18 protein-coding genes are annotated in these 24,225 nt (G+C 48.1%); 9 read left to right on the top strand and 9 right to left on the bottom strand.

Annotated features, from left to right (window positions below):
* Positions 1-56: 56 nt before the first annotated feature.
* Entirely contained in the window at positions 57-2,627 is a 2,571-nt protein-coding gene (locus ACO1NU_RS01980; protein ID WP_448816771.1) for a cation-translocating P-type ATPase, read from the top strand.
* Here the strand turns inward: ACO1NU_RS01980 and ACO1NU_RS01975 are convergent.
* Positions 2,618-4,522, bottom strand: coding sequence for a RecQ family ATP-dependent DNA helicase (locus ACO1NU_RS01975; RefSeq protein WP_448816770.1), 1,905 nt, complete (start codon positions 4,520-4,522; stop codon positions 2,618-2,620). The two genes, ACO1NU_RS01980 and ACO1NU_RS01975, sit on opposite strands and share 10 nt — an antisense overlap.
* Before the next feature lie 112 nt (positions 4,523-4,634).
* Between ACO1NU_RS01975 and ACO1NU_RS01970 the strand changes: the two genes are divergently transcribed.
* The 5 genes from ACO1NU_RS01970 (at position 4,635) to ACO1NU_RS01950 (ending at position 12,137) form a co-directional block, all read left to right on the top strand.
* Positions 4,635-7,874, top strand: a complete 3,240-nt coding sequence (locus tag ACO1NU_RS01970) for an amidohydrolase family protein (RefSeq protein ID WP_448816769.1) — start codon at positions 4,635-4,637, stop codon at positions 7,872-7,874.
* 121 nt (positions 7,875-7,995) lie between these two features.
* Positions 7,996-9,183: an aminopeptidase C gene (locus ACO1NU_RS01965; protein ID WP_448816768.1), complete on the top strand. Its 1,188-nt coding sequence runs from the start codon at positions 7,996-7,998 to the stop codon at positions 9,181-9,183.
* 128 nt (positions 9,184-9,311) lie between these two features.
* Positions 9,312-10,118 (top strand): nucleoside triphosphate pyrophosphohydrolase, encoded by an 807-nt coding sequence (mazG, locus tag ACO1NU_RS01960; RefSeq protein ID WP_448816767.1) that lies wholly within the window; start codon positions 9,312-9,314, stop codon positions 10,116-10,118.
* Between the two features lie 119 nt (positions 10,119-10,237).
* A complete protein-coding gene (locus ACO1NU_RS01955; protein WP_448816766.1) occupies positions 10,238-10,795 on the top strand; it encodes an RNA polymerase sigma factor in 558 nt (185 codons plus the stop codon).
* Positions 10,785-12,137, top strand: a complete 1,353-nt coding sequence (locus ACO1NU_RS01950) for a hypothetical protein (protein ID WP_448816765.1) — start codon at positions 10,785-10,787, stop codon at positions 12,135-12,137. The genes ACO1NU_RS01955 and ACO1NU_RS01950 overlap by 11 nt, the downstream gene beginning before the upstream one ends.
* 1 nt (position 12,138) lies before the next feature.
* Here the strand turns inward: ACO1NU_RS01950 and ACO1NU_RS01945 are convergent, their stop codons facing one another.
* Positions 12,139-13,359 (bottom strand): ABC transporter permease, encoded by a 1,221-nt coding sequence (locus ACO1NU_RS01945; protein ID WP_448816764.1) that lies wholly within the window; start codon positions 13,357-13,359, stop codon positions 12,139-12,141.
* A 78-nt stretch (positions 13,360-13,437) separates the two neighbouring features.
* Here ACO1NU_RS01945 and ACO1NU_RS01940 point away from each other — a divergent pair, with 78 nt between their 5' ends.
* Positions 13,438-14,715 (top strand): exo-beta-N-acetylmuramidase NamZ family protein, encoded by a 1,278-nt coding sequence (locus ACO1NU_RS01940; RefSeq protein WP_448816763.1) that lies wholly within the window; start codon positions 13,438-13,440, stop codon positions 14,713-14,715.
* Positions 14,716-14,717: 2 nt separating this feature from the next.
* Positions 14,718-15,647: a methionyl-tRNA formyltransferase gene (fmt, locus tag ACO1NU_RS01935; protein ID WP_448816762.1), complete on the top strand. Its 930-nt coding sequence runs from the start codon at positions 14,718-14,720 to the stop codon at positions 15,645-15,647.
* On the opposite strand, the gene ACO1NU_RS01930 is transcribed toward fmt, so the two are convergent.
* A complete protein-coding gene (locus tag ACO1NU_RS01930) occupies positions 15,635-17,458 on the bottom strand; it encodes a MutS-related protein (protein WP_448816761.1) in 1,824 nt (607 codons plus the stop codon). The genes fmt and ACO1NU_RS01930 overlap by 13 nt on opposite strands.
* Positions 17,459-17,573: 115 nt before the next feature.
* On the opposite strand from ACO1NU_RS01930, the gene ACO1NU_RS01925 reads away from it, so the two are divergent.
* A complete protein-coding gene (locus ACO1NU_RS01925; protein WP_448816760.1) occupies positions 17,574-18,728 on the top strand; it encodes an AI-2E family transporter in 1,155 nt (384 codons plus the stop codon).
* Positions 18,729-19,298: 570 nt separating this feature from the next.
* On the opposite strand, the gene ACO1NU_RS01920 is transcribed toward ACO1NU_RS01925, so the two are convergent.
* The 6 genes from ACO1NU_RS01920 to ACO1NU_RS01895 all read right to left on the bottom strand — a co-directional run bounded on the left by ACO1NU_RS01920 (position 19,299) and on the right by ACO1NU_RS01895 (position 24,199).
* Positions 19,299-20,945 (bottom strand): L,D-transpeptidase family protein, encoded by a 1,647-nt coding sequence (locus ACO1NU_RS01920; RefSeq protein ID WP_448816759.1) that lies wholly within the window; start codon positions 20,943-20,945, stop codon positions 19,299-19,301.
* Positions 20,946-21,120: 175 nt separating this feature from the next.
* Positions 21,121-21,780: a heme exporter protein CcmB gene (locus tag ACO1NU_RS01915; protein ID WP_448816780.1), complete on the bottom strand. Its 660-nt coding sequence runs from the start codon at positions 21,778-21,780 to the stop codon at positions 21,121-21,123.
* Positions 21,781-21,789: 9 nt separating this feature from the next.
* On the bottom strand, positions 21,790-22,200 hold the full coding sequence (locus ACO1NU_RS01910; RefSeq protein ID WP_448816758.1) for a hypothetical protein: 411 nt from the start codon (positions 22,198-22,200) through the stop codon (positions 21,790-21,792).
* A 9-nt stretch (positions 22,201-22,209) separates the two neighbouring features.
* Positions 22,210-22,539 (bottom strand): gliding motility protein GldC, encoded by a 330-nt coding sequence (gene gldC, locus ACO1NU_RS01905; RefSeq protein WP_448816757.1) that lies wholly within the window; start codon positions 22,537-22,539, stop codon positions 22,210-22,212.
* 41 nt (positions 22,540-22,580) lie between these two features.
* A complete protein-coding gene (locus tag ACO1NU_RS01900) occupies positions 22,581-22,838 on the bottom strand; it encodes a hypothetical protein (protein WP_448816756.1) in 258 nt (85 codons plus the stop codon).
* The gene (locus tag ACO1NU_RS01895) at positions 22,838-24,199 is read right to left on the bottom strand and encodes a DEAD/DEAH box helicase (protein ID WP_448816755.1); all 1,362 of its coding nucleotides are present in this window, start codon (positions 24,197-24,199) and stop codon (positions 22,838-22,840) included. Before ACO1NU_RS01895 ends, ACO1NU_RS01900 begins: the two co-directional genes overlap by 1 nt.
* Positions 24,200-24,225 lie beyond the last annotated feature (26 nt).

The following is a 24,225-nucleotide window of genomic DNA, read 5'->3' as shown; positions in this document are numbered from 1 at the left end:
AAACAAAAACAATGTTTGATGATTAACCTTCTGGGCTTCATCATCAAACATTGTTCATGAAAATCTGGTATCAGCTCAAGAAAGAAGAAGTATTAAATGAACTTCAAACTGAAATCCACGGTTTAAGCACCGCTTCCATTCCTGCTCTTCAGGAAAAGTTCGGAAAGAATACCCTCAAAGAAGCCAGGCGAAAGAGCCGGCTCAGCATACTGCTTTCTCAATTTAAAGATGTCATGATCATTATCCTGATCGTTGCAGCAGGGGTGTCATTTGCCGTAGGTGAGCATACGGATGCGTATGTGATTCTGGCCATTATCCTCGGAAATGCCTGGATCGGTTACGTGCAGGAATACAATGCAGAAGAGTCGGTCCGCATGCTGCAGAAGATGTCGGCACAGTCGGCGCTGGCTTTGCGCGACCATCATCCTACGGAACTGGAAGCTTCGGAACTTGTTCCCGGCGACATCATCCTGTTGGAAGCAGGTGACATCGTACCCGCCGACGCCCGGCTCCTGGAAGTGAGTTCCTTCAAGACCGAGGAGGCGGCACTTACAGGGGAGAGTCATTCGATCGAAAAGCTGACCGATCCTATCGGTGACGAGGATCTTCTTCCGGGTGATCAGCACAATATGATCTTCAAGGGAACTACGGTGAGTAATGGCACAGCAAAGGCCGTGGTCACCGGTATCGGCATGAATACCGAGATCGGAAAGATTGCGGGACTACTGGAAGTGAAGGATCAGCAGACGCCACTACAGAAGAGGCTGGCGGTGTTCAGTAAGCAGCTGGCAGTGATCGTGGTGGTGATCTGTCTGGTACTGTTTGGCGTGGGCCTCTGGCGGGGAGAACCGCCTTTCGCCATGTTCCTGACTGCCCTGTCATTGGCAGTAGCCGCGCTGCCGGAAGCACTGCCGGCGGTGATCACGATTGGACTGGCGGGAGGAGCACGCCGGATGGTGAAGCAGAACGCGCTGGTTCGGGCACTGCCCGCTGTGGAAACCCTGGGTTCGGTCACCGATATCTGCAGTGATAAGACGGGAACGCTTACACAGAACGTGATGACGGTGGAAAAATTCCAGGCGATGGACGGCCAGGATGATCTGCTGCTGCATGCGATGGTGCTAAATAATGAGGTGCGCTATTCGGCAGAAAATGAGCTTCTGGGCGACTCTACGGAAACGGCACTGGTGAGTTATGCCGCAAAGCAGGGAAAGACTCGGAATGATTCGGCAACGCAATTCCCGCTGGTGGCCAAACTACCGTTCGACTCTGTGAGAATGCGCATGAGCACGCTGCATGAGCATGAGGGTAAATGGATCCTGTTTGTAAAGGGTGCCCCTGCCCGGATCACTGAGGTACTGAAGGAAAGCTATCGTGCCGAAAAGGAGGCCTGGCTGGATGTAAACAGGCAATGGGCCGCAGACGGACTGCGTGTTTTGTTCTTTGCCTACCGGACATTTGATGAGCGGCCAGAGCTCACTGAGGCGCTGGAGACTGAGCTCGGCTTTCTGGGCATGACGGCGATGATCGATCCACCACGGGAAGAGGTGATTGAGGCTGTTAAGGAATGTCAGACGGCAGGAATCCGCTCGGTGATGATCACGGGAGATCAGCCCCTGACGGCCCTGGCAATAGCCGAACGACTGAACATCGTGCGCGATGGCAGTGCTGCAAGCAGAACGGGCATGGATCTGACGCAGATGTCTGAGGAAGAGCTGAGACGCGAGATTAAAGATATTGCGGTATTTGCACGCGTGTCGCCGGAGCAGAAGCTGAACATCGTTAAGGCTTTGCAGGCGAACGGAGAATTTGTTGCCATGACCGGCGACGGTGTTAACGATGCGCCATCGCTCAAGCAGGCCAACATTGGTGTTGCCATGGGCATAACGGGGACTGACGTAACGAAGGAAGCTTCGGACATGATCCTGCTGGATGATAACTTCGCGACCATCGTTAAAGCGGTTAAAGAAGGCCGGAGGATCTATGATAATATCCGGAAGTTTGTACTTTATGTATTATCCTGCAATCTCGGCGAGATTCTGACCATCTTCCTGGCTCCCTTGCTGGGACTCCCTATTCCGCTGCTTCCTATTCACATTTTGTGGATCAACCTGGTGACAGACGGTTTGCCCGGACTGGCGCTTGCTGCTGAGCCTGCGGAAAAGGACATTATGAACCGCCCGCCTCGTCCACCGGAAGAGAACCTTTTTGCGGGAGGATTGGTAGTCAAGATCCTGGCTACGGGGGTCGTGCTGGCGGCAGCAGCATTATTTACCCAATATTTTGCCCGGCTTCACGGCTACGATACCGCTACGCAGCAAACGATGGTCTTCACGGTATTGTGTTTTGTTCAATTGGTGAATGCGCTTTCTGTACGTTCAAGCACGAGCAGCCTGTTCTCCAGAGCGATCTTCTCAAACGGAAGGATGTGGGGAGCGATTCTGCTCACGGTGGGTTTGCAGATCCTGATCATTTATGTACCCTCACTGGACAGGATATTCAAAACTACGCCTTTAAGCCTGAAATCTTTCGAGATCATCCTGGCCATCACCGCCGCTTCGGCTATCCTGGTCGAGTTGATCAAGTACCTGACGAGGCCTAAGAACACTGTGAAAACTCAGAGATAATAGCGTTCACCATCGGTCTTGACCTTGCCGGCATCGAGCAGGTGGCGGAGAATGGCTACGCGCTCTTTTTCGGTACCGGAGCGCATGGAGCCGATCAGCTCTTCCAGGTTGAGATGCTGATCGGCCAGAGTGTCGATCAGTTCGACGGTGATCAGTTCATCGAGTCCGGCGGCATTCGCTTTTCTCTTCTCTTCAAGGCAGACATCACAAGTACCACATTTTCGGGCATCGGGCTCATTGAAGTAGTGGAGCAGCATCACACTTCTGCAGGTATTGGTCTCTGCGTAATGAAGTATGGCCTGCACCTGTTCATTCATCACCTCTTTTCGCTCCCTCATATACTTGGCGTCGAGGTACATGGTAGCGGCATCCATCCTCGCCCTTAGAAACTGCAGCTGAGGCTTGTCTGTTTGAGGAAGATATGTTAAGAGCTTATAATCCTGCAGCTTGTTCAGCATGACCACGATATCGTCCTTGGTCTTGCCCATCTTCTTGGCGAGTTCAAACTCCTGAATGGGGCTGTATTGCTCGAACATACCACCGTAGGAGCGCAGGAGAACTTTGATAAAGGAATCGAAGAAAGCATTTTCAATCTGAAAGCGGTAGAGCTCTTCGGAAGAAACTTCAATCTGAACCCGGGAAGGCTGATAGATGCTTTCCGACAACAACAGATAACCATCATGCTCCAGAAATTTGAGAGCATTGATTGTTTTGACAGCATCGAGCTTGAAGCGAGAGCAGAAATCGCCGATGTCGAAGTCGAGGACCAGTCCCTCGCCGGCGCCGTGGGCCAGCTGGTAGTAATTGCCCAGGCACTGGTACACATGGCGGATCTCAGCAATGGGTGGAAAATCGAGCTCCAGGCGCTTTTCGAGAAGTTCCCGGTCGCCGGGACTGTATAATAGGACAGCGTATGATCTTTTTTCGTCCCTCCCTGCCCTTCCGGCCTCCTGGTAGTAAGCTTCGAGACTTTCGGGAACATCCATGTGGACCACGAAGCGCACATCCGGTTTGTCTATGCCCATCCCAAATGCATTGGTGGCGACGATAACACGGATCTGTCCGCTCATCCAGGCGGCTTGCTTCTGGCTTCGCAGGGGTGTATCCAGTCCTGCATGATAGAAATCTGCCTGAATACCCGCAGCATGGAGCAGCCGCGCGATCTCCTGGGTTTCGCGGCGGTTTCTGACGTAGACGATACCGGTACCCGGAACCTTATTCGCGATGGAAAGCAGCTTGCGGATCTTGTTCTCGTCGTCCGAGACGACATAACTGACGTTGGACCTGCTGAAGCTTTTGGTAAAGACGTTGGGGGCTTTGAATGCAAGTTTCTTCTGAATATCGTCTATCACCCGGAGTGTGGCAGTCGCCGTCAGTGCGAGCACAGGCACTTCAGGCTGAAGCTGCCGCAATTCGGTCAGCTGCAGATAGGGCGGACGGAAATCGTAACCCCATTGAGAGATACAATGTGCTTCGTCGATGGCGACCAGGTTCACTTTCATGTAACTGATGCGTTCGCGAACGATCGGCGACAACAACCGTTCGGGGGAGACGTACAGGAACTTGATATGGCCGTAGATACAATTATCAAGCAGAATATCCACTTCCCGTTTGGTCATGCCGGAGACCAGAGCAACGGCTTCTATCCCTCTTGCTTTGAGGGCTTCGACCTGGTCTTTGATGAGCGCAATTAAAGGAGATACAACGATGCAGATACCCGGCTGTACGAGGGCCGGTACCTGGAAGCAGAGGGACTTGCCCCCACCCGTTGGCATAAGGGCAAGCGTATCTTTCCCGTCGAGCACCGACTGGATAATATCTTCCTGAAGGGGCCTGAAGGAATCGAAATTCCAGTATGTTTTCAGCGCTTCGTATATCGTCATCACTTCAAACATACATATTTTTTGTGCGTTCAAATATTTTCGATACGGTTTGGGGAGGGTCAAACTTTGATGACATTGCTTGCCGTGTGGGATAAGAAAGTATATTTGCATACCTTACCGATTGATGATGAAAAGACACACACTTATTCTTCTTACATTTTTATTTCAATATGCATCTGCACAGGTAAAGTCAAACTGGAACGTGGAAAGACCGGGAGGTCCGTCCAAATCAGTATCCTTTACCACAGATGAGGGAACATGGATGAACCTGGACGTGAGTCCGGACGGCAAGGAGATTGTATTCGACCTTTTGGGTGATATCTACAAAATGCCCATAGCAGGTGGACGGGCGACTCTGTTATCGGGCGGAAATGCCTTTGATGTACAGCCCCGTTTCAGTCCGAACGGAAAACAGATCTCCTATACCAGTGATCGCGAAGGCGGCGACAATATCTGGGTCATGAACAGCAATGGTACCGGCAAGCGCGCGGTATCAAAAGAGACTTTCCGACTGCTGAACAATGCGGTATGGACGCCGGACAATCAGTTCCTGATTGCCCGCAAGCATTTCACCAACACCCGTTCTCTCGGAGCCGGGGAAATGTGGATGTACCATATTTCGGGTGGAGAAGGCGTACAGCTGACCAAGCGTAAAAATGATCAGCAGGATACCGGAGAACCGGAGGTATCACCCGACGGAAAATATGTTTACTACAGCGAGGATGTGAGTCCGGGCCCCTATTTTCAATACAACAAGGATCCGAACGGGGAGATCTACGCGATCAAACGCCTGAACCGCGAGACGGGAGAAACGGAGAAGATCACCGGAGGTCCGGGCGGCGCGGTTCGTCCGAGAGTTTCGCCAGACGGAAAGCTCCTTGCTTTTGTGAGACGGGTACGCCTGAAGTCTGTTCTCTACCTGCACGACCTGACCAGCGGAGAAGAGTGGCCTGTATATGATGACCTGTCGCGCGACCAGCAGGAGACCTGGGCCATCTTCGGAGTTTATCCTACTTATGCGTTCACCCCTGACAGCAAGAACATCATTTTCTATGCAAAAGGAAAGATCAGAAACCTGGACATCTTATCGCAAACGGTAAGCATCGTTCCTTTTGAGGTGAACTCCTCGCATACCATCACAGAAGCCTTGCACTTTGAGCATCCTGTATTTTCGGAGGAGTTTGATTCAAAGATGATCCGGCAGCTCGCAACATCTCCTGACGGGAAGATGATTGCATTCAATTCAGGTGGTTTTATATACCTCAAGGACCTGCCTTCCGGGCAGCCCAGAAGGATAAGCAAAGGCACAGACTTTGAGTTTGACCCGAGCTTTAGTCCTGACGGGAAGTCGCTCGTCTATGTAGGATGGAATGATGACGACAAGGGATCGATCAGAAAGCTGGACCTGCAAACACAGGAGTCGAGACTGCTGACGACGGAAAAAGGTTTCTATTATACCCCCCGCTACTCCAATAAAGGAGACAAGATTGTTTTCGCTAAAGGCGGCGGCAACGCCATGCTGGGCTATACCCATGGTAAAAACGCCGGTATCTACATCATGCCCGCCAGCGGAGGTGCTATGCAGCGTGTGGTGAACAAGGGTGTAGACCCTAATTTCAACGGAACAGATTCAAGAATATTCTTCCAGAGTACGCATGAAGGCAAAAAGGCTTTTATGAGTGTGGACCTGAGTGGTGGCAGCGAGCGGGTGCATTACCATTCGCAATATGCAACCCAGTTTTCACCTAGTCCTGACGGAAAATGGCTGGCCTTTACGGAGCTCTTCAATGCGTATGTAACGCCACTGCTGAATACTGCCAATGGCATTGAGCTGTCGGCAACCAATAAGTCGCTGCCAGTAACCAAGGTAACGCGGGATGCGGGAATTTATCTGCATTGGAGCCGTGACAGCAAGAGTTTGAACTGGACGATGGGCTCGCAATATTTCAGCTGCGACGTGAAGAACAGCTTCAGTTTTGCAGAAGGAGCACCTAACAGCCTCCCGGCTATCGATACCTCGGGAATTGATATCGGGCTAAAGATCAAAGCCGATGTGCCCGAAGGCAAGATCGCGCTGACCAATGCGCGCATCATCACGATGAAGGGCAAGGAAGTGATCAAGAACGGAACCATTGTGATTGAAGGAAACAAGATCACGGCGGTTGGCCCGGCTGATCAGGTGAAAGTACCTGAAGATGCCAAGGTGATCAGTGCCGACAACCAGACGATTATGCCTGGTATGGTAGATGTACATGCACACCTGCCGACGAGTCCTGATGGCATATCACCACAGCAGGACTGGAGCTATTATGCCAACCTCGCTTATGGGGTAACCACTGCACACGACCCGTCGAGCAATACAGAAATGGTATTGAGTCAGGCAGAAATGGTAAGAGCCGGAACACTGAAAGGTCCGCGGATCTACTCGACAGGAACGATCCTGTATGGTGCAGACGGCGACTTCAAGGCAGTGATCAACGGTGCGGATGATGCACGTTCACATTTAAGAAGACTGAAGATGTCGGGTGCCTTATCTGTAAAATCCTACAATCAACCAAGAAGAGAACAAAGACAGCAAATCATCCAGGCGGCGCGCGAATTGAAGATGGAGGTTTTCCCTGAAGGAGGATCAACGTTCTTCACGAACATGTCGATGATCCTGGACGGTCATAGTGGCATTGAACACAACATACCTGTTGTTCCGGTATATAAAGATGTGAAGTCGCTATGGAACGCCAGCAAATCAGGATATACACCCACGCTGATCGTGAGCTATGGCTCACAGTCGGGAGAGAATTTCTGGTACGACCGCACCAATGTGTGGGAAAACGAAAAGCTGCTGAACTTTACGCCACGTGGTATTATTGACAGCCGCTCGAGAAGAAGGACCACGTCGGAGTTTGGCGACTACGGCCATATCGAAGTATCGAAAGCCGTGAAACACATTGCAGATGGAGGAACAAAAATCAACCTGGGTTCTCATGGACAGATTCAGGGAATCGGAGCACACTGGGAGCTCTGGATGTTGGCTCAGGGAGGCATGAGTTCGCATGACATTCTTCGTGCAGCAACCATCAATGGTGCCGCTTATCTGGGCATGTCAAAAGAGATCGGGTCACTGGAAGTGGGAAAGCTGGCCGATCTGATCGTGCTGGATGCGAATCCCCTGGATGATATCCGGAATACAGAAAAGATCAAATATGTGATGGTAAATGGCCGTCTCTTCGATGCACAGACGATGAATGAAGATGGCAATTATCCGAAGCAACACGGAAAATTCTGGTGGCAACAGCTGAAAGGCGACACGATGGGCCCGGAAGGAACATCAGATACCTTTATTTTTACACATCCAAAGTGTGATTAGAGGCTTTGAAGTTTTCAATTTTGCCGAATTGATCGTATTTTTGATTAAATCAAATGAAACGCTTCTTCAAACAGCGGGATTTTGCCTGTTTGAAGAAGCGTTTTTAATCATTAACTAAAGAATGAAGTTCAGACCATCCATTTTGGCTGCTGTATTTGTTTCAGCAGCAAGTTTTTCCTTTGCACAGGACAATTTAGTAAAGTCATTAGACGCAAATCAGAGTAACAACAGTAAAGCAGGCTTTAAATTTACCGAAGTCATCAATCTGGAGACGACATCTATTAAGAATCAGGGATCATCAGGAACCTGCTGGAGCTATTCCACCAACTCTTTCCTGGAGTCAGAAATGATCAAGCAGGGACGCAAGCCGGTTGAGCTTTCGCAGATCTTCCCTGCACGTTGCGCGTATATTGAGAAAGGCAGAAACTATGTGCGTATGCAGGGTGCAGTAAGCCTGGGCGACGGTGGTGCTTTTCATGACGTGATCAATATGTACCGCAAGTACGGTGCTTTACCACAGAGCGCTTACACCGGACTGAACTATGGTACCTCAAAGAATAAGTTTGCTGAGATGGCTGCCGTAACACAGAGCATCCTTCAGGCGGTGGTGAAGAATCCGAACGGAACATTAACTCCAAACTGGATCGATGCCTATACAGCTGCTATCGATGCATATCTGGGAAAAGTTCCTCAATCGTTCAACTTCGAGGGAAAGACTTACACACCAAAGAGCTTTGCCAAGGAAGTTGTTGGTCTGAATCCTGACGACTATGTTGAAATCTCATCCTTCAAAGAATACCCGCTTTACAAGAAGTTCACGCTGCTGGTACCGGATAACTGGTCATTCGATCAGGTTTATAACGTGAAGATGGATGAGCTGACCAGCACGATCGATAATGCACTGAAGAATGGTTATACTGTTGCATGGGCGACAGACGTGAGCGAGAAAGGTTTCAGCTGGAAGAATGGTGTGGCTTATATCCCGGAGAAGAAGTACGAAGACATGAGTACTCAGGAAATCAGCGATATGTTCAATGGCCCTAAGGCTGAGATGAACATCACGGAAGAGCTGAGACAGCAGGAGTACGACAACTACAATACTACAGATGACCACGGTATGCACATTGTGGGACTTGCCAAAGATCAGAACGGTAAGGAGTACTACATTGTGAAAAACTCATGGGGACTGTCGAATGATTATAAAGGCTTCCTGTATGTGACCAAGAACTTCGTGAAGCTGAAGACCACAACTCTTCTTTTAAATAAGAAAGCGATCTCTTCAGATCTGAGAAAGAAAATGGGTGTTTAGACACTCCTGAAAAGATAGAAAAAAAGGCTGCCGGCAAATGATGTCGGCAGCCTTTTCTGTTTGTACTGCTGCCAGGCGGCTTTATATGGTCTGGGAATTTCTCTACTTTTGTTTAAATATTAATCCATATGTCTCAAAACATTATTCCATCTGCCGGCAACACACCGGCTTCTGCATTCGAAAGGCTCCTGACTGTTATGAACACCCTCAGAGAGCAGTGTCCATGGGATAAAAAGCAGACCATGGAAAGCCTGAGACATCTGACGATTGAGGAGACTTACGAACTGTCTGACGCGATCCTGGAAGGTGATACCAATGAGATCAAAAAGGAAATAGGTGATATCATGCTGCATCTGGTCTTTTATGCGCGGATTGCTTCTGAAAAAGGCGACTTTGACGTGGTGGATGTGCTGAACGGCATTTGCGAGAAGCTCATCATCAGACATCCGCATATTTACGGTGATACCGTGGTGGAGAATGAAGATGATGTAAAGCAGAACTGGGAAAAGATCAAGTTGAAGGAAGGTAATAAATCCGTACTGGGAGGTGTCCCTCCTTCCCTACCGGCCCTTGTCAAAGCGTCGAGAATACAGGAGAAGGCACGTGGTGTGGGCTTTGACTGGGAGGACAAATCGCAGGTTTGGGAAAAGGTGGAGGAAGAAATGGAGGAGTTCAAACAGGAATTCAACACAACCTCAGGCATCCCTGTAGACATCGAAAAGGCAGAAGCCGAATTCGGTGATCTGCTGTTCTCGCTGATCAATTACGCGCGCTTTATCAAGATCAATCCGGAGAATGCTCTGGAAAAGACGAACAAGAAATTCATCAAGCGTTTCCAGTACCTGGAGTCGAAGGCGGCAGAAAATGGTAAGTCGCTGCAGGATATGACACTGGCTGAGATGGACATCTTCTGGAACGAAGCAAAATCGCTGTAAATTTCGTCATCGTTTGTAGCGTAAGTACCAGGATCTGCGTACTCAAGAAGTAATGAAAGCAGATCGTTTTAAATCAGAAATAAGGTAATTAAGAATTGATTAAAAACGATTCCAACTCTATGCATAAACCTCAGAGTTTTTCTGAAACCGAGCTGATTTTAAGGTGCAAGTCGGGTGAGATAAAGTTTCAGGAAAGACTTTACAGGCATTTCTATGGATATGCCATGGGTGTTGGAATGCGGTATTTACAGAACAAAGATGATGTATTGGAAGTGGTGAACGATTCTTTTATTAAGGTTTTCAGGGCGATTAATTTTTACGATGAAAACCAACCTTTTAAGGCCTGGCTCCGTAGAATTATAGTAAATACTTCTATTGATCACAGGCGGCGAAACCTGAAGCATATGAATCAGGCGGACATAGATGAGGCTATTTACGTGGGACAGGCGCCGGAGGCTGTGGAGAACATCAATGCTAAGGATATACTGAAGCTATTGAACTACCTTCCGGAGATACAAAAAATGGTATTTAACCTGTATGAAATTGACGGATACAGTCATGATGAAATTGGCAAAATGTTATCGATACCGGTAAGCTCATCGCGTGTTTACCTGAGCCGGGCGAAAGAAAAATTGAGAAAGCACTGGAATCATCAGGAGGATAGCTATGCAAGATAATTTTGACAAGAAATTAAGGGAACGCATTGTTCAGGTCTTCGATGAATACGAGGATCCCTCAGCCGATCAGGGCTGGGAACAACTACGCCTGAAATATCCTGCTCCAAGTCGTCGTTCGGCTATCGTTTATTGGCTTGGATCGGCTGCAGCTGTTTTGCTCCTGATTGCCGGGGTGTGGCTCTTATATCCTGAAAACGATAAGATTCAGCTGGCTTCGCGGGAGAAACCGCAGCAAGCGCCTGCTGCTGCTTCAGACACCACTATTCCCGAAGATTCCGGGAACGCAGTAGCAAGACCCGAAGAGGCTGCCTCCAGGGAGGAAAATGCACCTGAACAACTTGCTTCCGCCCCTGCAGGCTCTGCAAACTATCGGAATAAGCCGGAGAAGAATAGAACCAGACCAGTAGCTGTAGCGTATGAGCTGGCACCTGTTAGCGACTCCCCTGTTACGACTGCTATTACACCTGATGCTCCCAGTGAGACGTCGACTAATGAAAGCGTAGCAATCGCTGCTGCTGAAGCAAAAGAACAGCCCGCGGGTCAGGCTCCGCTTACATCCGGTGAGACTAAAAAGCGGCAGACGAATACCGTTCTGGAAAGCTACGATCAGCTTCAGCAGGCAAAGCGTGACATGCTCGCCAACCGAACAGATGAAAAGCGGGAGAAGCGAAAAGACTCAAAAGTATCTTTTAGTTTGTACGCGGGCAGTTACGTGTCTTATGCCGAGGGTAGTAAATCGCGCGTCAATACCGGTGTGGGTGTGAGTTCGGAGGTAGATCTGACTTCTAAGCTGAAGATCACTACAGGGGTGGCAATTGCGCAGAACTCTTTGCGTTATGACACGCGTATTCCGCGGCAGGCGGCAGCATCGTTCCTGAGCGCGGCCCTGTCAGACAGTCCCAATCTGATGGTTGCAGGTCCGGAAGCAAAGACCTCTGCTATTAACTACTCCATCAATGGCTATGATGCATCTTTACTGGGATTGGATGTACCCGTAAATCTGAAGTACACTTTCTTCGAGAAGAAAAATGAGCTTTATTTGGTTGCGGGACTGAGTTCCAACTTCTTCTTCGATGAGACATATACCTACGACTACGGCTATAATTCTATTCACGATAGTTCGGTAGAATCGTTTCCTGATGAAAAGACGACCACCAATACCAGCAGTTTTGATTTCGCAAGAATGCTGAACCTGTCTGTGGGCTATGGTTATCCCATCGGAAAGCAGAGCAAGTTATCACTTGAACCCTTCCTGAAATATCCTTTAGGCGGCCTTGGCTCGCAGGATATCCGGTTTAGCTCTGCAGGCCTGAACCTGAAGTGGAACTTCGGCTCGCGCTAAGCTACTTGAATGTGATCGCTTTAACGGGCGAGATCCTCGAAACGAGCGTTGAGGGAATGATGAGCACCAGGAGGCAGATCAGGAGTGTTCCTGCATTGAGCAGAATAATATCGAGCGCGTCGAGTTCTACAGGGACGAACGACATGTAATAAGATGCCTGATCGAGCTTGAAGAAATGCGTGTGCGACTGAAAGACAGCCAGACCTATTCCGAGTATATTCCCGAGTAAAAGACCCAGTCCGATAAGGTAAGCTGCATTGCGCAGGAAGATCTTCTGGATGCTCCAGTTAGTGGCTCCCAGGGCCTTTAGGATGCCGATCATATTCGTTCTTTCGAGAATGATGATCAGCAGTGCGGAGATCATGTTGATAATGGCAACGGCGAGCATCAGCACCAGTATAACCTGGGTATTCACATCCAGGAGGGAAAGCCACTGAAAGATGATATCATGGTAATCTTTGATGGAGTACGCGCGGAGGCCTATGCCGAGATTATCATTTACATTCAAGGCAGAACGGTCTACCGCATCGAAATTTTTTACACGCACTTCGTATCCGCCAACGGTATTGGAGTCCCAGTTGTTGAGGCGTTGGATAACAGATAGATCCCCGATGACGTAAACTTTATCGACCTCCTCAACGCCAAGGTCATAGATCCCTACAATATCAAACTTGCGCCTTCGTAAAGGTTCCTGCACGAAATACATGAGGAAATCGTCGCCCACCTTGAGTCTGAGACGGTCGGCCAGCATTTTCGATATTAAGATTTGTCTCTTTGCTTTGATGCTGTCGCTGAAGTCGATGACTTTACCCGCCACCAGGATATTGCGAAAGTAGTCCCAGTGAAAGTTCTTGTCAACACCTTTCAGCATAACACCTTCCATTTCATCATTGGCGTTGATGATCCCCTGCTTGGTCGCGTAAGGATGCAGGTAGGCAATATTGGGCATCCTGGAAAGCTGTTGAAGCGTATCGGAATGGATGCTGAAGGGCGAGTTCTCGTTGGAGGCATTCAGATCGTATTTCATGATCACGATGTCTCCGGAAAAGCCGCGGACCTTCTCCCTGATCTCACTTTTGAATCCCTTAACAACTGCCACAGAAAGGATCATCACGGCCAGACCGAGCATAATGCCGATGACTGCGATCCGTACACTCAGCCTGGAAAAGGTGCGTTTTGACCGGAAGGTTATTCTGTTAGCAATAAAGGAGGCGAAAGTCACGCTATAAAGTTTTTTTGTAATTTAGCAAAGATGCACATTTTTCTGCCTCAACAAACGGGCAGATCTATCTTTACTTACATGATGAAACACCTTACATCTCTTCTGCTTAGCGGGGTTCTTTTGAGCCAGTCCGCTGTATCCTGCGGAAGCACCAAACAGCCCGTAGAGGCACAGCAGGCTAAACAATCCGGAAGTACCGTTACAACCGAAGTCAAACACCCGACTGGTTCCCAGTTGCTCACAGGGGCGGACCAAACATCTGAATACCTCTCTGAACTGAAAGGCAAAAAGGTGGGAATGGTTGTCAATCCGACCTCGATCATTGGGAATACGCATAGTGTCGACAGCCTCCAGTCGCTGGGAATCAAGATCGTGAAGGTATTCGGCCCAGAGCATGGTTTCAGAGGGGAAGCCAGTGCGGGAGCCAAGGTAAACAGCAATATTGACCAGAAAACCGGTCTTCCGGTGGTCTCCTTATATGGCAGTCACTATAAACCTACGGTAGAAGACCTTAAGGGAATAGACGTCATGATATTCGACATACAAGATGTTGGTGTAAGGTTTTACACATACATATCCACATTACACTATATCATGGAAGCCTGTGCGGAGAACAAGATCAAACTGATTGTTCTGGACAGACCTAATCCGAACGGCTTCTATGTGGACGGCCCTGTGCTGGAAGAGAAGTTCAAGTCGTTTATCGGCATGCATCCTATCCCTGTACTTCACGGTATGACTATCGGTGAATACGCCGCGATGGTCAATGGTGAAGGATGGTTAAAAGGAAAGATTAAGTGTGATCTGAAGATCGTTAAGCTGAAAGGCTACCGCCACGACATGGATTATACACTTCCTGTAAAGCCATCACCTAACCTGAATACTCAGCAATCTATCCTCCTGTACCCTTCTCTCTGCCTGTTTGAGGGAACGATTATCAGTCAGGGGCGTGGTACACACATGCCTTTCCAGATACTAGGAAGTCCCGCTTTAAAAGGAAAGTACAGCTTTACATTCACCCCGGTCAGCATCAAGGGTATGAGCGAAACGCCACTATACCAGGATCAGCTATGCTACGGTCTGGACCTGCGTGAATACGATACCTCGATATTCAAAAAAACGGGAAGGTTGAACCTGAGCTGGCTAATCGATATGTATAAGGCTTATCCGGAAAAGGAGAAGTTTTTCGACTATAAGCAGAGCAAGCAGATCAATAATTTCAACAGACTTGCCGGCAACGACAAGTTGCAGAAGCAGATTGCTTCAGGAATGAGCGAGCAGGAAATCCGTGCGAGCTGGGAGCCTGAGCTATCGGCCTATAAACAAATGAGGAAAAAATACCTGTTGTATCCGTAGTTATGAGAATAGTATTTATGGGAACGCCTGATTTTGCAGTGGCATCACTCGATGCACTGATCAGGAGCGGGAAAGAGGTGGTCGCCGTTGTTACGGCACCTGATAAACCGGCAGGCAGGGGACAAAAGCTTCAGCAGTCGGCAGTAAAACAATACGCAGTAGAGCACCAACTGCCGGTACTTCAGCCGGTCAAATTAAAAGATGAAGATTTTTTAGAAGAGCTCAGGGCATTTAAGGCAGATCTGCAGGTTGTTGTTGCATTCAGGATGCTACCCGTAGTCGTGTGGGATATGCCACCGAAAGGAACGATCAACCTTCACGGTTCACTCCTTCCACATTACAGGGGTGCCGCCCCGATCAACTGGGCGATCATCAATGGTGAGCAGGAAACAGGCGTAACAACCTTCTTCCTTCAGCATGAAATTGACACCGGAAATATTCTCTTTGCGGAGAAAGTGGCCATTGGTGAAGATGAAACAGCCGGAGATGTACATGACAAACTGATGCTTGTTGGCGCTGATCTCGTTGTAAAAACAGTGACGGCTATTGAAGAAAATAACTATCAGGAAAAACCACAGGATGAGATCCTGGCTGCTGATGGCAGTCCGCTGGAGGCAAAGCACGCTCCCAAGATATTTAAGGAGACTTGTCTGATCGACTGGGACAAGCCGGTAAGAGATGTATATAACCATATCAGGGGATTGAGTCCTTATCCTGCGGCCTTTACACACCTGGCTGGAAAAACACTCAAGGTCTATTCCGCTTCTTATCAGCTGGAAAAGCCTGAGATAGCTCCCGGCGAGTATCTGAGCGATGGTAAGTCCTATTTGAAATTTGCCTGCCACGACGGCTTTATCCTCCTGGATACCATTCAGCTCGAAGGCAAAAAGCGCATAGGTATCGAAGAATTTTTAAGGGGTTACAGGCTGTAGCCCCTTTTTTCTTTGTCGACATCAATGCCCAGCTTCTTTAAGAGAAGAGAAGCATTAAACGTTTTACATGCTCCGTTCTTCAGCTTGTAGTCGAACGTCATCTCTTCTCCATGTACATGGATATCAAAATAGAAATTGCGGATATAGCTGGGGTATTCATTTTCAAGCTCCGCAATCTGCAAATCGTGAGTCGCGACAATCCCCACAGACTGCTGTGAGATCAGGCGTTCAATGATGGCTTTTGAACCTAGGTATTTATCCACAGAATTGGTTCCCCTGAGCATCTCATCGATCAGAAAATAGACTTTACCACCTTCGTTGAGCACCTCCAGCAACAGCTGCAGCCTGTTCAGCTCCGCTTTAAAGGTAGAAATACTCTCATTCAACGAATCTTTAATCCGCATATAAGAGAATATCTTCATATTACTCACTTCCATACTTCTGGCACATACAGGAGCGCCGCAGAGCGCAAGCACGGTATTGATTCCAAGAGTTCTCAGAAAAGTGCTTTTTCCTGCCATATTGGAACCTGTAATAATATCGATTTTCAGGCTGTCGGAGAGATCAAAATCATTGTCTACCCGCAGCTCTTCAGCAATAAGCGGATGACCGATCTGAACAGCCTTCAGTGTATACAAGGGATCGTTGCTGATGACCGGAATAGTCCATGAAGGATAGTTGATGTGGAGTCCAGCCAGGCTCTGCAGCCCTTCGAATGTACCGATAGATTGAAAAGCCTCCTCCACATGATCTTTATTCTGGCCCTTCCAGTCCTGTATGGCGGCATACTGTTTCACCTCCCAGGCGAAGCTGATGTTCAGCAAGGTGCCGACGAAGATGTTCAGCCTGTAGTCGAGCTTGCTCATGATTGCGGAAAGCTGCCTGATCTGAGTGGAAAGCGTTTTATTGGGTTCAGAAAGTTTGAACTTTCCGGCAAGCTCACGACAAAGAGGAGATTTCCAGGGTTCATCTTCGATCATTTGAAACGCCCGCGAATAGTGAGCAAGCGTCTGCCCTACTCTGCCCATCACCCTTTCTGCCCTGTTCACCCGCTCCTTAAAAACGATCACGAGGATGATATTGAGCAGGCCTGTAAGGAACATCAGCAGGAGAAAGGGAGCGTAGAATAAAGCAGCAAGAGCTGATCCGTAAAATAACCAGGGCCCCAGCATCAGGAAAGACCTAAGCCAGGGTTGAATGGCCTCTCCCGGGGAGTCGAGATATTTGAACAAGCCGGCGATCTCCGTTTTATCGGACTCCGATCCTGCAAATAACAGCGAGGCCTGGAAGCGAACTTTCCAGCTTCGTTTCTCTGCTATCTCGGCTGATGCAGTTTGGCGCTCGACGATAAGCGTATTCTCTGATGATGCACGCAGCCACCCGGCCAGTTGAGCCTTGCCGAACACCGTGGCACAGCGGTTAATCAGATGAAAGAGACTCTGCTTGCCGAATATGTCGAGATCGGACGTATAATGATGATGATCATCGATCCATTCGCTCCCGTCGGCATAGATATTCGTGCGGTTCCTGACACTGCCGATTTCATTTTCATTCACCTTCAGCAGAGCAAGATTAAAGTCCTTTTCAGCGCTGAACTTACTTTGTTTACTGACCAGCAAGGCGAAAACAATCACCGTGAGGAACAGGGACAGGTACAGGAACCAAACCGCTTCAGCCTCCACCGCCTTATAAACAAGAAAGCCACCTCCCAGCAGGGTACAGACGCGAAGTACTGAGTACATATTGATCTTCTTATCCAAGCTGCGGATCGCCCCTTTGGCGCTGTCTATATTTTCCTGGTAAACTTTCATGTTATTTTTGCTGGTTAAGTATAGCAATAAAGATTCAAATCTCTCCGCATTAAAAAACTTCGGGGTGCATACAACCTATTTAACTATCTTGTGTTGTGCTTAAATAGTCTAGAAAATGAACCAAATGCCCGTTACCGTCAAGAGATCTATTGAACTTCTTGGATTATTCTTACTCGTTGCTCTTGTCATCCTGGGCAACAGTATCATTATGCCATTGGTGATGGCTTTCTTCATCAGTATCGTACTACTTCCGGCATACCGGTTCTTCAGAAAACTGAAGTTCCCTAACACGCTTGCGATCTTTCTGCCGATCTTGTTGATGGCTACTTTTCTGGCACTTATCGGCTGGTTCTTCTCATCACAGGTGGCCAGACTGGTATCCGACTTTCCACAAATACAGAAGAACGTTTCCCTGCACCTCAATTCTTTGAGCGGCTGGGTGAACTCCATCAGTCACTTTTCGACGACAGAGCAGCTTAAATTTATCAATGAACAGAGCAATAAGCTATTGACATATGCAGGCACGATTTTGACCGGAGCTGCTACATCAGTAACATCCACTCTGGTGTTCATCGCCCTTTTGCCGATCTATGTTTTCCTGATGCTGACGTATAAGAATCTGCTTCTGCGATTCATATTCATGTGGTTTCAAAAAGAGGATCATACCAAAGTTGAAGATGTTCTCGGGGAAAGTGAGGCCATTATAAAAAGCTATCTTATCGGTCTGCTCATTCAGATCACCTACATGACCATTCTGCTGGGAGGCATCTTACTATTGCTCGGGATCAAGCACGCACTGCTCATCGGAGTGCTTTTCGCTTTCCTGAATCTCATTCCTTACGTGGGCGCCCTCATCGGAAATCTTGTTGGCGTTATCCTGACACTCGCATCATCGCCTGATCTCACTCCGGTGCTGATCGTATTAGGAACAATCGCCTTCGTACAGTTTCTGGACAATAATATACTGATGCCACGGATTGTTGGCTCCAAGGTGCGCATTAATGCGCTTGGAACCATCGTAGGTGTGCTTGTAGGAGGTGCCATTGCTGGCGTGTCGGGTATGTTCCTTTCCCTGCCGGTTATAGCCGTCATGAAGATCATCTTCGATCGTTCTGAGATGTTCAAGCCCTGGGGAGTACTTCTTGGCGATGAAAATCCAAAAGAAAGCCCCATGAAGGATACCCGCTTGCGAATGAAGTCAGATCGCCTTCGGAAAGAACTGGAAAGAGAAAACGATATCATTCCGGAAGATCATTCGAAGAAAGATTAAGATCATCTTTTCAGAAAAGAACAGCAGAGAAGACTTAGGGGAAGAAGCCTTTGAGGAAGAACTCTGTCGAAGGAGAAGACACAATCTTATAGGAAAATGTTGCTCCGGGGAAACATACTTTCTATTCAAAGCAAGTACACCCACTAAACTAGTCTGAAGAATCATTATAGGACAAGTTAGTTTATGGAACGATCCTATGCTCCGTACGCAAGACTTGACGGGCTTTGTACTCTTCAGCCGCTAGTTCACGAATTTTCCCGCCTTCAACTGTCCTCTCTCGCATCTTATAGGAATAGCGGGGAGAGGACGAAGATGTTGTAGCCAACCTATTTTATAAAGCATCCTCTCCCGCCCCGCTTGTCGGGACAGCGGAGAGGATGAAGAGGGTATGTACAGGGAGGATAGCTGATGAGGATTTCTAAACCTATGAACAGCGGGGATCATCAATCATGAACTATATCAGCCAGCTGTAAAAGAGACCTCAAGAGCCTCAAAGAGCCCAAAAGAAAAAGGGGCTGTATCATCTTAATGATACAGCCCCTTCATGTTTCTGCAATAACAAGCTCTGAATTAAAGCTTACTAAAGTACAAGGACTTCAGTTTCTTATCATGGCCATACACGTCATCGAAGAAGCGTACATGACCATCGGCGTCAGCAGATGCCGTAAAGTATACCAGATAGACCGGCAATTTAGCTTTCAAGGGAACATACTTCTCCTGGCCTGTGGCAATCTGATCCATAATCTTTGATTTATTCCAACCCTGAACATCCCTCAGCAGATAGACGGCAAGGTCAATAGGCTTTTCAACACGGACGCAACCATGGCTGAAATCGCGTTTGGAAGCATTGAACAGCTGATCTGCAGGTGTATCATGAAGATAGATATTTCTGGAATTAGGGAAGATAAACTTCACGTTACCGAGGTCATTATTCGGACCGGGTCTCCGTCTGACTGTGTACTTAAAGCCGGATGTACCAGCTGCCGACCAATCAACTGAGCCTGGATCCACGACTGTTCCGTCACTGGTTATCACTTCCATATCCCTTGCAGCCAGATAGCCGGGATTGGCTGTTACGGCTGGGACAATCTCGTCCTTAAGGATTCCCGGAGGAATATTCCAGTATGGCGCAATCACTATATGTTCCATTTTATCGTTAAAGATAGGCGTAGAATGAAGCTCTTTCCCTACGATAACCTTCATGTTCATCGCTTCCTTACCCTGCTCATAAACGCGGAGCTTAAATTCGGGAATATTGACGATCAGGTAATCAGAACCAAAGCTTTCGGGGATCCATCTCCAGCGTTCCATGTTAATGATTATCTGACGGATACGATCTTCTACAGGAACATTCATAAAACGTATCGTTTCCGCGTTCAGACTTCCGGTTGCAGTAAGTCCGCTTGTTTCCTGGAACTTTTTAAGGGCTGCCTTTAAATCACTTGAAAAGGTCTCACTTTTGTCCTGGATAACGGTGCTATCCTTTCCAAGGAAGTTCGACAAGCGGTTTTTTAACAGTGGTACGATGGGCGACGACTGTCCCTCCCGCACTGCTGCATTCGCAGGAATCTTAGGCCAGCCACCGGCCTTCTGAACCTCTCTGAAGTTCGCCAGCGCCTTCTTCAGATTCGCATATTCCGGATGATTAGGTCTGAAGTCAACATCATCCTTGGCATCTTCGTTAAGGAACCTCGTCAAAGTATTGCTGAGGTTCATCTTGTTTAATTTGATATCCCAGTCGGCTTTGCGCGCTTCTGATGGACCTAAAAGTCCACGGTAATAATCAGATGACCAGTTCAGGTAAGAGGCGGTTAATGCTGCGTCAATCTCCAGTTCCAGAGAATCCCGTTTCTCCAGGTCACGTTTAATGCCCTTGAAATCTTTAAAAAGCTTCTCGAAATCCACGAGCTGGTAGTCCTTCGGATCAAGTCCATCCTCTCCCGCTCTACTTAATTCATCGATAAAAGCCTCTGCCTGGGGAACAAGCTCGTGCCCTTTAAACCAGGCTAACTCGTATGCTCTTTCCTTGTAGAACAATTTACCCCAATAGAGCTCATCTTTAAAGCGGGGTTCTGCACTCATGTATTGAACGATGTATGTACTGTCCATCAGGGGTTGCTCACCCGATTTCCTCTTGCTGCATGATGATGCAGACAAAATGAACAAAAGAACGACGAATAGCGTCAGTCCTTGTGTAGTTAAGGATATTTTCTTCATAGAATGTGTTTCCTAGATAACCAAAAAAGCACACCTTAGTTTTAAAAGTCGCACGTCTCGGTCTTTAGACACGGCTCATAAGGCTCCTAAAAGCGCAGATTTCTACCGGAATCCACCTTATTCCCCTAAGGCACCAGATTTCGCATCTGCGGAATCAGGACATAAAAAATGAATGTTATTCCCTCCAGAGAAAAGGGAACAAAAGGATAGAAGCGGTAATGACAATCAGGTTTATGGCAAGCAGAACACCAATTTCATTATAGCTCACACTGCGGTCCAGGCCATCCATAGCATTCTTGGAGAACTTGATCAGCACCATGAGCAAAGGAATGATCACGGGGAAACTGAGAACGGCCATCAGGGCACCACTGTTCCCCGCTTTCGATGATATTCCCGATATCATGGTAAACACACAGGCAAAGCTGATACTCCCGATAATAACGGCGAGAAAATAAAATAGCGGATCGCCAACAGGATTACTGAACACGAGCGTATAGAAGCCGATAGCGATAGCAGAAAGCAACAACATCAGCAACACGTTGTAGATGATCTTGGATAAGATCACCGCTTTCGCACTTGCAAGGGTATAATAATACAGCTGCCTCCCCTTGCTCTCCTGAGAAAAGCTCTTGGAAATCGCGTTTACAGAGGCAAAAAGCATGATGATCCAGAACAGGGCATTCCAGGTCACGGCATTTATTTGTTTAAAGGACAGGTAACAAACAAAGATGGTCGAAACGACATACAGCAATATACCGTTCAGGGCATACTTCGATCGCCATTCCAATATGATCTCCTTCTGGATTAAAAACTTAACCTGACCGAATAAATCCATCATGATGATTTACGAATCAGTCTTCCTGCTTCCGCGGCCTGAAGCGATGATCATAATAAGCGAGCCTGCAGCAAGTAATGACCAGCCCAGCCAGCGATACTTAACCAAGCCCGCTGCTGCTTTAGCCAGTTTCTTAAACGGTATAAAGCTGAAAGAATCATTTACCTTCAGGTAAACCGCCAGGAGCGTCAGCAAAATCAGAATTACCTCAGCCCATCCGGCGAACTTCAGCAGTCCGTTCCGGCCCGACACAGAAGCGAGCACTCCCAGACCAGCCAGTACATACACCACTGAGGCCATTCCCGTATGCAGATCCCAAAAATTCCAGTTCCCGACAATAGGAACATGAACCATCGGACTCATCGCACCAGCGACAACGAGCAGGGAGCCAAACAGGCCCAGGTAATTCTTTGAAGTCATGATTTTAACTTATTGTTTGATTTCCATTTTCTCCGCGAAATGCGCGCAGTAATCTCTAAGGTCTTCTACGATGTTTGTCTCGCCGGTAGCTCTCAGGAAACTGTCTGCCATGGTTTGCAGCGTCTCATAGAAAAACCGCTTCATTTCATCGACAGGCATGTCCTTAGTCCACAAATCAATACGTAATGCATTTTTATAATTGTGGTCCCACAAGGCCAGGATCATCGCTTTGGCAGCGAGCTTCTCCTGCGTCTCTGCATCCGTAGATTCCCAGGTTAACACTTCAGGAACATTTTTATCGTCAAGCTCAACGGTTATTTTAATCTCTGCTTTTTTCATTGATGTATAGTGTATAAAAAGAATAAAAATTCAGCCTTTCATCAGCCCCAGATGCGACCGATGATCAGCATCAGCGCCACTACCAGGCTCACAAAGAGCAGCTCGATCATCCAAATCCGCTTCAGGTTCCTTACAATTCCCCTGAAAACGATATCTGAAACAATGCTGAGCAGCAGCACACCGGCAAGCTGCCAGGTGCCGATTGCAGGCCTTTCTGAAGCACTTCCAAAGATACTATAACCGAGTATAACCACCAGCACAGCCGATGCTATATTCAGCGGAGTAACCCGTGAAGCCATTATTTTTTACCTCCTCTTGATGATTTGGAGCGGGAAGACTTGCTTCCTGCATTTTTGCCCATGCTCTTGTTAAAGCCGGCTCCGCGGCCTCTACCAGGATTATTCTTCGCGGCAATCGCATGCTTTTTCTCATGGAAAGCACCCTTGAATTCAGGGTCATCCTTCCGCTTCTGCATATCGATCTCACGGGCAATATCCTGACGCTCATTGTAAGGCGTTTCCTCTACAAAAACCTCATCAGGGATAGGGGCAACAGGTATTTGCTGACGGATCAGCTTTTCAATCTTATTGATATAATAACGTTCGGCCTCATTGCAGAAAGTGATTGCATCGCCGTTCTGGAGGGCACGCCCTGTACGTCCGATACGATGCACATAATCTTCAATGATGATCGGAACGTCAAAGTTGATCACATGGCTGACATTCGTCACATCTATTCCCCTGGAAGCAACATCAGTAGCCACCAGAATCCGCACGTTACCGTCCTTAAATGCTTCAATAGAATTGATTCGCGTGTTCTGACCCTTATTGGCATGGATCACCTTTACCTGCTCCTCACCGTGTCTCCTCTTCAGGTAGCTGTAAATATTATCTGCAACGGTCTTGGTCTTACAGAAGATCATGATCTTATGAAAATCATCCACATTCTTCAGCAAATGCTGCAGCAGGTTGATCTTTGTCTTCAGATTCGGAACATAGTACAGCAGCTGCTGAACGGTCTCCGCAGGAGTAGCCTGAGGATCTACCTCCACTACGGTCGGAAACTTCAGGAAGTCGCCCGATATTTTCCTCACAAGCTCGCTCATCGTCGCCGAGAACAGCAGGTTCTGACGCTTACGCGGAACAACTTCCAGAATCCGGTGAATGGACCCGATAAAGCCCATATCCATCATCTTGTCAGCTTCGTCAATAACGAGGTACTGTAAAGACCGGGTATTGATATGTGATTCCAGATAAAGGTCGAGAAAACGTCCCGGAGTAGCTACCAGAATATCCAGACCCGCAGTGATCTGCGCAATCTGCGTCTTCGGACCCAATCCCCCGTATATTACTACCGTCCGCAGATCGGTGTATTTGGCAAACTGTTTGATGTTCGATTCAATCTGCATCGCCAGCTCACGGGTTGGCGCCAGGATCAGCGCCCGGGCGTCCGTTCCCTGTGCATACTTCAGCTTCATCAGCATCGGCAGTACATAGGCGGCCGTCTTACCCGTCCCGGTCTGGGCAATGCCCATTACATCCTGTCCGGAAAGTATCGGTGTGATCGCTTTCTGCTGGATGGGCGTCGGATCTGTATATCCTGCATCGGCAATTGCATTCAGAATTTGCCGGTTTAATTTAAAATCTTCGAAAGAAGGCATTCGGCAAAGATACTATTTAGTTATCA

Source organism: Arcticibacter sp. (genome assembly GCF_053551015.1).
The sequence above is the reverse complement of the archived record's forward strand: the minus strand, read 5'-3'. Positions and strand labels throughout refer to the sequence as shown.